This window comes from Nocardia sp. NPDC023852 (genome assembly GCF_040639505.1).
Taxonomy (GTDB): domain Bacteria; phylum Actinomycetota; class Actinomycetes; order Mycobacteriales; family Mycobacteriaceae; genus Nocardia.
Window position 1 is genome coordinate 214186 of sequence record NZ_JBFAAB010000006.1, and the last position, 14665, is coordinate 228850.

The 14665-nt window shown below is 68.3% G+C and carries 11 protein-coding genes; 6 read left to right on the forward strand and 5 right to left on the reverse strand.

Annotated features, from left to right (window positions below; all coding sequences use genetic code 11):
• Positions 1-3: 3 nt before the first annotated feature.
• Complete coding sequence (locus AB0H00_RS13590; RefSeq protein ID WP_357265409.1) at positions 4-1155, reverse strand: methyltransferase; 1152 nt, start codon at positions 1153-1155, stop codon at positions 4-6.
• Between the two features lie 727 nt (positions 1156-1882).
• Between AB0H00_RS13590 and AB0H00_RS13595 the strand changes: the two genes are divergently transcribed.
• From AB0H00_RS13595 to AB0H00_RS13605, 3 genes are all read left to right on the forward strand, one after another.
• A complete protein-coding gene (locus AB0H00_RS13595; protein ID WP_357265411.1) occupies positions 1883-2458 on the forward strand; it encodes a hypothetical protein in 576 nt (191 codons plus the stop codon).
• A gap of 65 nt (positions 2459-2523) precedes the next feature.
• The gene (locus tag AB0H00_RS13600; RefSeq protein WP_357265413.1) at positions 2524-3330 is read left to right on the forward strand and encodes a hypothetical protein; all 807 of its coding nucleotides are present in this window, start codon (positions 2524-2526) and stop codon (positions 3328-3330) included.
• 88 nt (positions 3331-3418) lie between these two features.
• Complete coding sequence (locus tag AB0H00_RS13605; protein WP_357265415.1) at positions 3419-4033, forward strand: DUF305 domain-containing protein; 615 nt, start codon at positions 3419-3421, stop codon at positions 4031-4033.
• A gap of 233 nt (positions 4034-4266) precedes the next feature.
• On the opposite strand, the gene AB0H00_RS13610 is transcribed toward AB0H00_RS13605, so the two are convergent.
• Positions 4267-4413 (reverse strand): hypothetical protein, encoded by a 147-nt coding sequence (locus tag AB0H00_RS13610; RefSeq protein WP_357265417.1) that lies wholly within the window; start codon positions 4411-4413, stop codon positions 4267-4269.
• Positions 4414-4493: 80 nt separating this feature from the next.
• On the opposite strand from AB0H00_RS13610, the gene AB0H00_RS13615 reads away from it, so the two are divergent.
• A complete protein-coding gene (locus tag AB0H00_RS13615; RefSeq protein ID WP_357265419.1) occupies positions 4494-10655 on the forward strand; it encodes an amino acid adenylation domain-containing protein in 6162 nt (2053 codons plus the stop codon).
• Between the two features lie 40 nt (positions 10656-10695).
• Here AB0H00_RS13615 and AB0H00_RS13620 read toward each other — a convergent pair whose 3' ends face one another.
• A complete protein-coding gene (locus AB0H00_RS13620; protein ID WP_357265421.1) occupies positions 10696-11013 on the reverse strand; it encodes a hypothetical protein in 318 nt (105 codons plus the stop codon).
• 244 nt (positions 11014-11257) lie between these two features.
• On the opposite strand from AB0H00_RS13620, the gene AB0H00_RS13625 reads away from it, so the two are divergent.
• Positions 11258-12061 carry an SDR family oxidoreductase gene (locus AB0H00_RS13625; RefSeq protein ID WP_357265423.1) on the forward strand — a complete coding sequence of 268 codons (804 nt, stop codon included), beginning with the start codon at positions 11258-11260 and terminating at the stop codon, positions 12059-12061.
• Between the two features lie 91 nt (positions 12062-12152).
• On the opposite strand, the gene AB0H00_RS13630 is transcribed toward AB0H00_RS13625, so the two are convergent.
• Both AB0H00_RS13630 and AB0H00_RS13635 read right to left on the reverse strand, forming a co-directional pair.
• Complete coding sequence (locus AB0H00_RS13630; protein WP_357265425.1) at positions 12153-13190, reverse strand: DUF6745 domain-containing protein; 1038 nt, start codon at positions 13188-13190, stop codon at positions 12153-12155.
• A gap of 23 nt (positions 13191-13213) precedes the next feature.
• Entirely contained in the window at positions 13214-13540 is a 327-nt protein-coding gene (locus tag AB0H00_RS13635; RefSeq protein WP_357265427.1) for a hypothetical protein, read from the reverse strand.
• A 152-nt stretch (positions 13541-13692) separates the two neighbouring features.
• Between AB0H00_RS13635 and AB0H00_RS13640 the strand changes: the two genes are divergently transcribed.
• On the forward strand, positions 13693-14664 hold the full coding sequence (locus tag AB0H00_RS13640; protein ID WP_357265429.1) for an STM4015 family protein: 972 nt from the start codon (positions 13693-13695) through the stop codon (positions 14662-14664).
• Position 14665 lies beyond the last annotated feature (1 nt).

Sequence of the window (14665 nt, forward strand, 5' to 3'; positions counted from 1 at the left end):
ACTCTACCGCTGGCGTGGGTCGTGGAGGCCACGCACGGACCGAGTCACTGTGAATTTCCGGTTGCGGCCGACCACTTCGGTCCGGCCCACCATCCGTTCGACCACGTCCCGATAGTTCAGATGTGAGTTGTAGACGGTCCACAGCTCCCCGCCGGGACGCAGCACCCGGCCGGTCTCGGCGAACATCTTGATCGCCGATCCGGTGTGCACGGCAGCGCCGACGTGGAACGGCGGATTGCACAGCACCAGGTCGGCGCTGTTGTCCGCGGCCGAGGACATCGCGTCGTCGCGCACCACGGTCACCCGGTCGGCGACCTGGTTCGCTTCGGCGGTCTCGCGCGCCGACGCCACCGCCGCGGCGGACTGATCGGTACCGACCACCTTGATCCCCGGCCGCGCCTTGGCCAGCGCGACGGCCAGGATGCCGGTGCCACAGCCGAGGTCGATGGCGTCGCGGGCATCCGGCTTCATCCACTTCAGGTGCTGAAGCAGGAACCTGGTTCCGATGTCGAGCCGGGCGCCGGAGAAGGCCGCGCCGTGCGCCACCACGTCGATATCCAGCTCGTCGAGGCGAGCGCACACCGGGAACGGCGGGTCACCGACCGGTTTGGGCCCGCCGACCAGCAGGGTGCGCGACTTCTGCCTGCCGCGGCTGGCGCGCACCTCGGAGAACGACTGGGCGAGAACGTCGTTCATCGACTTGGTCAGATGCTTGTCCCGGCCACCCGCGAACACCTCGACGTCGGGGGCGGCGTAGCGGGCGATGGCGTCGGCGACCTCGGCCAGCCCGGCGAGCGCACGCGGCAGGCGAAGCAACACAACCCGGACATCGCCTAGCAAATGACTGCCGAGTGGGTGGGCGGTGTAGCGATCGGACAGGCCGGCCGTGCGGGCGTTGTTGGCGAGGGCGAGCTCGCCGGTCAGCAAATCCTGGTGCACCCGGACGTCACGGAGGTCGTGGCCCGCGATGGCGCCGAGAGTCAGCGCGCCATAGGCGTCGCCAATGACGGCTACCCTTCCGCTATCGACGGTCGCGAGCGCATCGGCGGCGACGTCGAGGATCAACCGATCGGCGGCATCCACGGCGTAGAGATTCAGCGCCTCCACATCCGGATACCGCCGCAGCCGGCTCAGTACATCCTCGACATGTCCCACACCTCAAGTGTGCTAGATCGTTGCCGCATCGTCGCGCCCACCCCGGCGAATCGACGCGTCGCAGCCTTGTGGTTACCAATTGACGCGGTATAGCTCCACTGGTGCAGTCGAATTCGGCCAAGACTGGAAAGAACGTGACGTACTCGATGGTCGACGGCTCCGAGACCGGGCAGGTCCCGTAGCCGAGCGGAGCACGCGCCCGCTCGCGGCAGGAGGCACGCGACGGTCGAACGCGTGCGTCCGGCGACTCCGCACGAGCCTTCGGCACATCGGATCCCACGGGCGCGGCGGCCGTACACGAGATCCCCTGCGCCACTCGTCCCGAGCAGCGAGCGCCGATCACCTTTCGGCACGCATTCGATGTCGCGTGCGACCGCAGTGTCCCCACCGATCGCGCGGACACTTGACCCGTCCCGCGAAAGTCGCTGCCCGACATATGGTTTCCCGGAGCGATGCGCAGCACCGGGTTGACGACGTTGGGCCCGAGCGAGGGCGAACGATTGTGCCGCACGGCCCGCCACGTCGTTGTCCCCAGGGCGACTTTCCTGCCGACATTTCACCAGTTTCAGGAGTTGGCAATTACATAGCAACCGTCGATGCCCTTCATCGCGTGGCGTGGGCCCTCCGCCGCACCTGCGCCCACGACCGATCTGCGGCCGCCCGACGACGAAACCCGATGCGACAACAGTCGCACCATTCGACACCCCTCTTGCGTAACATCAGCCCCATGCGCAACAGGATGGTGCTCACTCTCGCGACCGCGGCAGTAGTAGTACTGGCGGGCTGCGGCAACGGCGGGACCACCCCGGGCGCCCCGCTCGCCTCGATCCCCGCTCCGTCGGCCGAAGCGACGCCGGCCACGCCGGAGAATGCCCAACCCAAGCGGGGCACGGCCTCCGCCGACGCCGGGCTCACGGTCACGAATATCCGACTCGGCCACCAACCCGGCTTCGATCGCGTGGTCTACGAACTCGGCGGCACAGGCTTGCCCGGCTGGCTCGTCCAGTACGCCGACCACGCGGTGCAGGACGGCAGCGGCAACCCTGTCGAGGTGGCGGGCCGGTCGATCCTCGAGGTACGAATCCTCGGCTCGGCCTATCCCTTCGACAGCGGGGTGACGCCGTACTCCGGCCCCGACCCCGCGGTGGACCCGTCTGTGCCAGGAGTCGCGGGCGTCTACCGGACAATGGTGTTCGAGGGCACCACACAGTCGTTCATCGGCGTACAGGCCGACCGCCCCGCCTTCGCCGTGAGCACCCTGTCCAACCCGACCCGGTTGGTCGTCGACATCGCCACACCGTAGGCCGATACCATACGGTCTCGGGGTATATGGCGGCGTCGCATCGACGGTCATTAGACTCGCTCCTTGTGGTCGACCACACGCTCCGGCTGCCGCGGATCACCGTGCCGCACTCCACCGACCTGGCGGTGCTCACGATGAACGCGGTCGCGGCCGGCGGCTCCTGGATCCTCCGTGCGACCAGGCGCGCCCGGCTGCTCGGTGTGCTGGCGTTGCTCACCGGGATCGTCGCCATGCACTCGGCCGTCTTCGGGATCTCCGGCCACGCCCATGCGACCGCCGACCGCGCCGCCATGGCCGTGCCGAACGACAACGCGAGCCCGATGCCGCCGTTCGCCGTCGTCTCCTCGGAGGCGCCGGGGCGCGCCACTGCCGCGATATTCGGTGCCGCTTCCTCGGCCGAACCCGACCAGCGCGGACCCGAGCCGAGCCGCGACAGAACCCCACGAGGCCGCGACACGGCTCAGCCAGGCGGAAACAGCGAATTCTCGGGCTCGATGGTCAGGAAAGACCACGTACACAAAGCGCAGGGCGATCGCGAAATCAATCAGGCGTCCAGGCCGAGTGGCACCCCAGGACGCCCGCCCGCTCCGACCACGCTGCCTGTCGGCGCGGCGGTGCTCGATACCGGCAGCGTGACAGCGGACCTGGGCTGCGCGGGCGACGAGTGCGGCGGCGCCCACGGCGGGATGCATGGCTGCGTGTTCATCCTTGCCACCGTCACCGTGCTGTTCGCGCTGGTTCTGCTCTATCGGATGGCGGTCGACCGGCCCGGCAGCGGTGTCGCGCTGCCGCGGCACTGGCGCCCGCGGCGGAGCCGACCACCGCCCTGGACCGTGCCCACCCTGGCCGAATTGGCGATTCTGCGGATCTGACAGTTCCGCCGCGTCCATGTGTCCGAAGCACGGTCGCGGCGTTGTCCCCTCCGCTGTCAGACTTCCCAGTTCGCAAGGAGCAACCCCTATGTTCATTACCCGAACCCGCGTAACCCTCGCTGTCACCGCGATAGTCGCGTTGACCCTCGCCGGATGTGGCGGCGACGATGCCGACACCATGCCCGGCATGGAGCATGGCGCGTCGAGCGTGGCGCCGACCCCGAGCACGCAGGCCCGCAGTGATTTCAACAGCGCCGACGTGATGTTTCTCCAGATGATGTACCCGCATCACGCGCAGGCCGTCGACATGGCGAAGCTGGTGCCGAGCCGCAGCCGCAATCCACAGCTGCTCGCACTCGCCGCTGCCGTCGAGCAGGCACAGGAGCCGGAGATGCGGCAGATCACCACCCTGCTGCAGAGCTTCGGCAAGCCCGTACCCGCGCCTGGTGACGGGCATACGGGCCATGCCATGCCAGGCATGATGTCCGCCGAGCGAATGTCGGCTTTGCAGGCAGCGTCCGGTCCTGACTTCGACCGCCAATGGCTGACCATGATGATCGAACACCATGCCGGCGCCATCGCGATGGCCGAAACCGAGCTGACCACCGGCGCGAACGCCGACGCGCAGACGCTCGCCCGCGCGATCGTCGCGAATCAACAGGCTGAGATCGACCAGATGCGCACCATGCTCGGTCAGAGCTGAGCGCGCGACCGCGCCGATATCGGTCGACCATCGATATCGGCGCGGACCGGGCGGACACAGATCCCACCGTGACCGACAAGGTCGTCCAGCGGCCTCGATCCCGGCCCGCTGCGGCAAGTCCGACGCAGTCGATCACCTGCGCCCCGAGCGGAATGCCCAGACGTCCGCCTTGTGCGCCGCCGCGACCCACCCGACACCGCCCGGACCAGCCGGCACGCAGAACCGGGATCGGATCAGATCGAGCGTGGACTCGCGTTGATCGCCGACCCACAGGGGAGCCGCGAACCCTGGGAGCCATCGAGAACCAGTTCGACGTTCTCGGTGTCGGGCAACTCCGGCCCGGCCGAACCCCTGCGGCCCGCCGACTCCCGAGCGTCCATGTCGCCCTTCTCATCCATGGCGAGCGATACCGGCTGGTTATAGCATCACCGAGTTACAGGCACTCCGAACGGACGACGACATGACGAGCGGTAGCGGGGAAACTCGTCCACCCGTCCGTATTGGGCATCGCCGGTCGGCCGAGCCGGTCATCCCAACGCTCGGTGCCTTGCTCGCGGCGGCGGCGGCGCACAATCCCGACGGCATCGCCGTGGTGTGCGCGGAGACCGAGATCACCTACCGGGACCTCGATGCCCGCTCGTCCCAGCTGGCGCGAACCCTGCTGGGAATGGGCGCCGGTCCCGAAACCACGGTGGCGGTGGCACTACCGCGCTCGCTCGACTCGGTGCTCGCCGTGTGGGCGGTCGCGAAGACCGGCGCCGCGTTCGTGCCGATCGATCCGGGCCTTCCGTCCGCGCGCATCGAGTTCGAGGTCGCCGACTGCGGCGCCACGCTCGGCCTGACCCGGTGCGCATCCGCGCCGTCGCTGCCCGCGGACTTGCGATGGCTCGTGCTGGACGACCCCGAGGTGTCGGCGCGAGTGTCGGCGCATCCCGCGAACCCGATCGCGTACTTCGATCGGCCCACCCGACTGCGCGCGTCGAATATCGCCTACGTGATCTACACGTCGGGTTCGACCGGACGACCGAAAGGCGTCGCCGTCCCCCACACGGGGCTGGCTCCGCTCTGCGCCGAGCTGGCCGCACGGCACTCGCTCGACAAGGATGCGCGGGTCCTGCACTTCGCGTCGCCGAGCTTCGATGCCTCGGTGCTGGAGCTGCTGCTCGCGGTCTGTTCCGCCGCCACGATGGTGATCGCCCCGCCGACCGTCTACGGCGGCAGCGACCTGGCGGACCTGCTCGCGCGGTACGCGATCACCCATGCCTTTCTGACGCCGTCCGCACTGGCCTCGCTCCATCCGAGCGGACTCACCGCGCTGCGCTCGGTCATGGTGGGCGGTGAGGCGTGTCCTCCGATGCTGGTGCGGCACTGGGCTGATGGCCGCCGGTTCCACAATGCCTACGGTCCGACCGAATCCACGATCTTGGCCACGCTGAGCTCCGCGTTGTCCCCCGATGCACCGGTCACCATCGGATCGGCGGTACGTGGCATGCGCTGCCACGTGCTCGACCAGCGATTACGCCCGGTCGATGTCGGGGTGGCCGGCGAGTTGTACGTCTCCGGACCCGGTGTGGCGAGGGGATACCACGGGCGGCCCGGTCTGACCGCGCAACGCTTCCTCGCCGATCCATTCGGACCTCCTGGCTCCAGGATGTATCGCACCGGTGATCTCGTCCGCAAGAACACCTCGAGCGAATTGGACTATCTCGGCCGCAGCGACGACCAGATCAAGGTGCGGGGTTTCCGGGTCGAACTCGGCGAAATAGACGCCATCCTGTCCACACAGCCCGGTGTCCGGCTGGCCGTGACCGTCGATCGCAAAAGCAGCACAGGCGAGACGAGCCTGGCGACATTCATCCAGCCCGAACCCGGATACGCTCCGGAACCCGCCGCGCTGGCGGAGGCCCTCGCCGCGCTGCTGCCGGAATATTCGCAGCCGAACACGATCACCCTCATGGACCTGATCCCACGGACCCCGACGGGCAAGGCCGATCGATCGGCGCTGCGCGGCCGCGCGCTCGACCAGCCCGGCTATCGGCCGGTGTCCGATCTCGGCGAGGAACTGGTCGCCGAGGTATTCGCCGGTGTCCTCGGTCGGGAACGGTTCGGCGCCGACGCCGATTTCTTTGCGGCGGGCGGCAATTCGCTGCTGGCCACCCAGGTTGCCGCACGGCTCGGTGAGACATGGCACGTGCGGATACCCCCACGACTGGTGTTCGACCATCCGACCGTCGCAGCGCTCGCCAAGGCCATCCGCTCGCAGCAGTTCGACGCGGCCCGCCCGGCGCTCGTGGCGCGGTCACGCCCGGAGCGAATCCCGCTCTCGCCCGCCCAGCTTCGGTTATGGCTACGCAATCAGTTCGATACGACATCGTCGGTGGACAACATCGGCTTCGCGCTGCGGCTGTCGGACCTGGATGTCCCCGCACTGCGCGCGGCGTTCGCCGACACTGTCGAACGGCACGAGGCGCTGCGCACGATGTACCCCGCCGACGAGACGGGTCCGCGCCAGCTGATCCTCGAAACTGAGCGCGTGGTGTGCGATTTGGAAGTCGAGGAACTCCTCGACGACGCGGTGCCCGGCCGGGTGAACGCCACCCTGCGCCGTGGTTTCGACGTATCCGCCGAAGTGCCGCTGCGGGTTCGGCTGCTGCGTACGCCTCAGGAGTACATCCTGGTGTGCGCCCTGCACCATATCTGCGCCGACGGTTCCTCGCTGGCGCCGCTGGCCCGCGACGTCGCACTCGCCTACGCCGCGCGAAGCGAGGGCCTTACCCCCGCCTGGCGGCCGCCTGCCCTGCAGTACGCCGACTACGCGCTGTGGCAGCAGGACCTGCTCGGCACCAGGGATGACCCGGATTCGATGCTCTCCCGACAACTCGAGTATTGGACACGGGAGCTGGCCGGCCTGCCCGACGAACTCGACTTACCCGCCGACCGGCCACGCCCTGCGGTCGCGTCGCTGCGCGGCTCGGCGATCGAGCGGTCGGTGCCCGCGACGCTGCACCGCGACCTGCTCGCCGTCGCGGGCGCCCATCGCGCGACACTGTTCATGGTGATGCGGGCGGCGCTGGCCGTGCTGCTCGCCCGGCTTTCCGGCAGCACCGACATCGCCATCGGTGTGCCGATGACCAACCGTGCCGAGCCCGCACTCGCGGACGTCGTCGGCCTGTTCGTCAACACCACCGTCGCGCGGACCAGCATCGACCCGGGTGAGAGCTTCACAGCGCTGCTCGAAAGGACCAGGGAACGGGACCTGACGAACTTCGCGCACTCCGAGGTTCCGTTCGAGCATGTCGTGGACGCGGTCGACCCGACACGCTCGCCCGGGAGGCACGCGCTGTACCAGGTCGGCTTCGCGTTTCAGAACTTCGCGCAGGCCACGCTCGAGCTGTCCGGTCCAGGTTTCTCATTCCTCGACGTGGACGCCGACACAGCGAAGACCGATCTGCACATCGGTGTGGTGGATGCTCACGACACCGATGGCGCCCCCGGCGAGATCATCATCCGGTTCGGTTACAGCATCGATCTTTTCGACGAGCACACCGTGCAGCGATTCCTCGATGGCTATCTTCGCATCCTCGTGCAGATCGCGGCCGACCCCACCGCCGCTGTCGGTGACCTCGACATCATGGACCCGGTCGAACACAAACGGATCCGGTCCTGGGGCACCGGGCCTGAGCACGACCTGCCCCCCGAACCGCTCACCGCGGCGCTCGGGCGACATGCCGCGGCGACGCCGGATGCGATCGCTGTGGCGTGTGGGCCGGAGACGATCACCTACGGTCAGCTGCGCGATCGATCCACGCGACTGGCCCGGTGGCTGATCGGGCAGGGGGTCGGTCCAGAGACGGTCGTCGCGGTGGCTATGCGCCGGTCGGTGGAGCAGGTTGTCGCGCTGTACGCGATCGGCGTGGCGGGAGCGGCTTGGGTGCCGATCGATCCGGATCATCCGGCCGAACGCATCCGGCAGGTGCTCGAATTTGCCGCACCCCGATGTGTGCTGACCACCGGCGCGGACGGCTTCACGGAAGCCGCGGCGCACGCCGTCGACACCCTCGACCTGAACGGCATCGATCCCACGCCCGTCACCGACGACGAACGCCTCGCGCCACTGCACGCGGATCACCCTGCCTACGTGATGTACGCCTCCGGGTCCACCGGGCGCCCGAAAGGGGTTGTGGTCAGCCACCGGGCGATCGTGCACCAGCTCGCTTGGATGCAGCACGAATACGGTGTCGACGCCGGGGATGTGTATCTACAGAAAACATCGGCGACCATTGATGTGTCGCTGTGGGGGTACTTTCTTCCGCTGCGCGCGGGTGGGCGCCTCGTGCTTGCGAGCCCCGCCGAGCAACGCGACCCTCGCGCCCTGTGCCGGCTCATCGCCGAACATGGGGTGACGCTCACCGATTTCGTTCCCGCCGTGCTCACGGTATTCGCCGAGCACGCGACGACAACCGAATTGGCCTCGCTGCGCGCGATCTTCGTCATCGGAGACGCGCTGCACCCGGAGACGGCTCGGAGCTTCGCACTGGTCAGTCCAGCCGACGTGCACAACCTGTACGGTCCGGCGGAAGCCGCGGTGAGCATCACTCAGCACTTGGTCTCCGCTGCGGATCTGGAGGCCACCGATATGCCGATCGGCGTGCCGGAATGGAATTCCCAGTGCCTCGTCCTCGACGACCGGCTGCGGCCGGTTCCGGTGGGTGTGGCGGGGGAGCTCTATGTGGCCGGAGCGCAGCTCGCCCGCGGCTACCACGGCGCGCCGGGTCTCACCGCGGGCCGGTTCGTCGCGAATCCGCTCGGCGGCCCGAGCGAGCGAATGTACCGGACCGGGGACCTGGTTCGCTGGAACCGTAGTGGGACGCTGAACTATCTCGGGCGCATGGACTTTCAGGTGAAGATCCGCGGCCACCGCATCGAGCTCGGTGAAATCGAGGCGGCGCTGCTCGCCGATCCCGCAGTCGGTCAGGCGGCGGTCGCGGTCAAGGCTTCGGATCTGGGGGATCGGCTCGTCGGCTACGTCGCGCCTGCGCAAGGCGCGGTGGTCGATCAGAATAACTTGCGGCACAATGTATCCCGTTCGATGCCTGGGTATTTGGTGCCATCCGCCGTGGTGGTACTCGACGCGTTACCAGTCAGCACAAGCGGCAAACTCGACCGTGCCGCCTTACCGCAACCGGCGTTCTCGACGCGCACCGACGCCCTGCCGGGCACACCACTCGAACGGGCGATCGCCGAGGAGTTCGCCGACGTGCTAGCGGTGTCCCCGATCGGGGTCACCGATGACTTCTTCGAACTCGGCGGGTCGTCACTGCTCGCGTTCACCCTGCACCAACGGTTATCGTCCCGGCTCGCGCGGGATGTGCCGATGTCGGCGATCCTCACCACCCCCACCGTCACCGGCCTCGCCGCGCGGCTGACCGGGAGGAGCGAGCCGGATGCCCCGCCGACGCCCGACACCGATGCCGTGCTGGAGCCCGAATTCGACGTCAGCGGATGCGCACCCGCGCACAGCGGGCCGCCGCAGGAAGTCCTGCTGACCGGTGCCACCGGCTTCCTCGGCGCGCATCTTCTGCACGAACTGCTGGAGCGCACCGACGCCCGGGTCTGGTGCGTGGTCCGCGCGGACAGCGCAGAGGAAGGCATCGATCGAATCCTGCGGGCGCAACGCTACTATCGCCTGTCCGGCGAGACCGCCGTGGAGCGGATCGTCGTCGTCGCGGGCGATCTGACCGCCCCGCGGCTGGGTCTCGACACCGCCGACTACGACTGCCTCGCCGATAGCGTCGACGCGATCTATCACAACGGGGCACGCGTCAACCACATCGAGCCGTACGCGCGGCTGCGGCCCGCCAACGTGGCGGGGACGCGGGAGTTGCTGCGGCTGGCCACTACTCGGCGGGTCAAGCCGGTGCACTTCATCTCCACGATCGGCGCCGCGGTGGCCACCCCGTCAGGTGTCATCGCCGAAGATATCCGGCTGCGCGCGGACCAGCTGCCCGGCAACGGCTACCTCGCCTCGAAGTGGGTGGGCGAGGAACTGGTCCGCCAGGCCGGTGAGCGCGGCGTACCCATCGCCATCTTTCGGCCGGGCACGATCTGTGGCGACCCGTGCGTCGGCGTGAACAGCCCCGACGACGCGTTCTGGAATATGGTCCGCGCCGCCGCGATTCTCGGCATGGCGCCCGACGTAGCCGACGCTAAGGTCTCGCTGGTCCCGGTGAGTTACGTGGCCCGAGCGATCGTGGAGATCTCCGCACACCCACGCGCCGAAATCGTGTATCACTTGGTCAATCGGACGCCGGTACCGGTCAGCGAAATCCTGGCCAGCATGCGTGCGCACGGGCTGCCGATGGCGACGACCCCGCTGGAAGTGATGCGGGAAAGCCTGCTTCGGGAATCCCGCCGACGCAACATGGTCGGGGACGATTCGCTTGTGCGTGCCGCACTGCTCTCTCCGAACTTGGCCGACCTCGCCGGGCATCTCGATTGCGCCGACGCGCACAGTCGCGCCGCGTTGACGGGCACCGGCGTGCACTGCCCGCCCGTGAATCGCCAGGCGATCGACATGTACGTCGGCGAGTTCATCGAATCCGGCTTCCTGCCACAGGACTGACCGCCGCAGGTCGTCAGCCCTGCGGCGGAACGATGGTCTGCTAAGCGGGCGCGGTCTCCTGGCCCGCTTCCTGCCGCGCCCTGCGGCGTCGGCGTAGACGTTCGATGACGACGAGTGTGACCCCGGCCAGCAACGCGACCAAGGCGATGATCGTTGCCACGATCGCGGCACGGCCGAGCCCCCAGCCCGCGATCACCGCGGCGGCGACCGCGACCGCCGCCGCGACCATCAGCAGCCCGTACCCCGGCCAATTCCTGGTGTCGGCCAAAGTTTCGCCTGGTTGCGTCGCAGAGCCGCGCGCGATGTCGGGTGCGTCGTCGAGCGGGGGGATCTCCCACGGCTCATCATCCGCTGTCATGGTGCCACCTCACGCCGCGATACCGACCGGCTGATCCGGTACCTGATGCGACGAGAATGCCCGGTTCGGGCCCATCGAAACGGCCCCGCTGCCCTACACCGGATCAGCAGACCCGGATCAGTTGTAGGACTCGGTGACTCCGTCTACACACATTCTGCTCAGGCCTGATCCTCTCGGTCGGGCAGGCACTCGTCGTGCCGGTGGGCGGTATGGTCGGCGAATCGGTGTTGGAAGGAGACTCCGCATGTCCCGTGTTGCCGTAGTCACCGGTGCTTCATCCGGAATCGGAAAGGCGACCGCCGCCGTACTGGTCGAGCGGGGGTATCGGGTGATCGGGACCAGCCGTAATCCGGACACGATCGGTGCGGACGCCGCGGTTGCCGGGGTCCGGTATCGGGCGCTCGATCTGACCGACAAGGCGTCGGTGGAGGCATTCGTCGCCGGGCTCGGCGAGGTCGACGTGCTGGTCAACAATGCGGGAGAAAGCCAGGCGGGACCGCTGGCCGAACTGCCCGGCGAGGCGGTCGAGCGACTGTTCCAGCTGAACGTGCTCGGCCCCATCGCCCTGACCCAGGCGCTGCTGCCCGGTATGCGGGAACGCGAATACGGACGCGTGGTGATGGTCGGGTCGATGCTCGCGAGCTTCCCGATGCCGTATCGCTCCTCGTACGTCGCGACAAAGGCCGCACTGCGCGGCTTCGCGGTGGCCGCGCGCTTCGAAGAGTCACCGTTCGGCGTGTGGATCACCGCCGTCGAACCAGGCCAGATCGACACCGGCCTGCGGGAGCGACGCACGAAATATCTCACGGAGGGTTCCGCTCACACCGCCGACTTCACCACTTTCATGGCGAACCTGGACGAAAAGCAGGCGAAAGGCATTACGCCCGAGAAGGTTGCCGACACCATCGTGCGAGCGATCGAGGCCGAGCGCCCCCGCCCGCTCTACGCCGTCGGCAGCAACGCCCCCGTACTCTTCACCCTCCGCCGCCTGCTTCCCCGCACGGTGATGGAACGCATCATCGCTCGCGCCCATGGCCTTTCGCGCTGAACCGGGCGATCAGCAGCAACAGCGCGCGTGTGTGGCCGAAGGTCGGTGATCATGATCCGGCCGAACGTGGTCGGCGAGACGGTCTGAGCGCCTACGTCTGCGCGACGGGCTCGTACTCCTCGGCGCTGAGCCCGAAGGTCCACGCCACGCCGGCGCGGGCGGTGCGCGTGTCTGGCGGCACCCGCAGCCAGTAGGTTCGGCTGGTGCCGTCGGGTTCGGGCGTCGAGTTGATCACCTCGACCATCACCACGTCCTCGTCGCCGTCGAGTTCGATGCGCCAGAGCACGCCGGTCTCGTCGCGGTGGATCGGACGCGCACCGCATTCGTCGAGATAGCGGTCGTAGCCGTAGTACTCGAGCATCACCCGGCGCAGTTCGGCATTCTCCTCGGTGCGGATGCGTTCGGCCGTCAGAGTGCGCAAGCTGTCGAGGAATTCGGCGGGGACGGGCATACCGCGCCAGGCGAAGAGTTCGAATCCGTCGGCGTAGGCGAGGGCGGGGCCCGCACCACTGTCGAGCCGACCCGCCTCGTCGCGGTGCAGTTCGGTCGGCCGCTCGCTGATCACCGCGACCTTCTCGAAGGGCCACCACCAGCCCGCCTCGCGGGCAACGCGCGCCAGCGCGTGCAGCGGTTCATCAGGTCCGCTGCCGAACGCCGACAGCCACGCGGAGTCGTGCTGACCGAGGACGGCGTCGAGCAGCAGCAGGCGAATCGTGTTCTGCTCTTGACGATTACGTGCCATCGCATCGATGACCCCGGCCCTGATCCGGTCGATGATGGTCCCGGTCAGCTCCCACAGGTCAGCGCCGGTCGCACTCCAGTGCTCGCTGAATCCTTTGGGACCGAGTTCGGTGTGGACGCGTTCGCGTTCGGCCGCGAGCGGGGCGTTGCGCAGCGCCTCCCGCACACACACGCCGGTATCCGAACCGGACTCCGCGTCCCGCAGTATCCGCACTGCCTCGAGGGGCGACCGCGCCCACACAAGGGATTCGGGCTCGGCAAGCCCGGCCTGCCGGTAGGCCGACCGCACCGCGTCCTCGGCCGCCGTCCTGTCTCCGGGTCCGGTCGCCGTCGACACCGACCGCCATTCGTCCCGCTTCGTCATGTACTCGCTCGATTCTGTACTCACCGACAGTCTTTCGTCCGCACGCGTCAGTCCGCGACGATGCGGACCGAGCCGGGCACGTACTCCCGCTGCCGCACCACCCGGAACCACCCCTTCGGCAACGTGATAGCCGCGTGCTCCTCGTGGACGACGCGGCCGCCCTCGGGCAGATGCAACAGCATCGGCCCCGTCGCCCCGGATTCATGGATCAGCCTGCCCGGGCCGCGCACCGCATGCGCGTGGCCGGTGACCTCGCCCAATGCGAGGACCAACCGGCCGCGCGGATCCCGCGCCACCGAGGGCGCGTGCAGCAGTGCCGGTGGTACAGCGTTTTCCGCTACGGGCGCGATCAGGACATCACCTTGCCGATACATGAATTTCCTCCCGTCACGGCGCGAGTTCGCCGCCGTTGCCCGAGACCGTAGCGCCCGGCACCGACAGACCGCCCGAGTCGCCCTGTGTCGGTACGACTTGGTAGAAACCTCCTGACGATCACGGGCACTGCCGGAAGGGGCGGGCACATCACATGACCATCGGTGACCATCTGCAGGAGTTCGGCAGCCTACCCGCCTTCACCTTTCCCGATGCCGAGACCGACGAGAAGAAGGCGGTCGTCCTACCGGAGCCGGACTCGGTCGCATGGCGGTTGAGCGTCGACACCTATGACGCCGAGGAGACGTGGGGGGAATGTTTCACCCGCTTCCTGTCCGCCGTCGACACAGCGAAGGTGACCGCCCTGATCGTCGGGACGTGGAAGGACGTGTACGACAACGGTCCCGACGAGGTCATCGAGGCACTGTGCGCGGCAAAGGACCGCCTGCCCGCGTTGCGCGCACTGTTCCTCGGCGACATTGTCGGGGAGGAATGCGAGATCTCCTGGATCAACCAAGGTCTGGTGACCCCGCTGCTCGAGAATTTCCCCGAGCTGGAGGTCTTCGGTGTGCGCGGCGGTCAGAACCTGGAGTTCCCCGCCGTGCGGCATGAGCGGCTGCACACCCTCGTCGTCGAGGCGGGCGGTCTGCCCGCCTCGGTCGTGCGCGGAATCGCGGCCAGCGACCTGCCCGCGCTGACGCACCTCGACCTGTGGCTCGGCACCTCGGAGTACGGCGGCGACAGCGAGGTGGCCGATCTCGCGCCGATTTTGTCGGGCGACCGGCTGCCCGCACTGAAGCATCTGGCCCTGCGCAACAGCGAGACCCAGGACGACATCTGCACCGCGCTCGCGGCGGCGCCCGTGGTGGCCCGGCTGGACAGCCTGGACGTCTCGATGGGCGTGCTGACCGACGACGGTGTCGCGGCCCTGCTCTCCGGTCAGCCGCTCAGCCATCTGAGCGTCCTCGACATGCACTACAACTACCTGTCCGACGCGATGCGCACCAAGCTACGCGAGACTCTCGAACCCGCGGGCGTGCGCCTCGAACTCGACTCCGACGACGCCGAAGAGGACAGCGACGAGGAAGACGGCACCGTGTGGCGGTTCGTCTCCGTCGGTGAGTGAG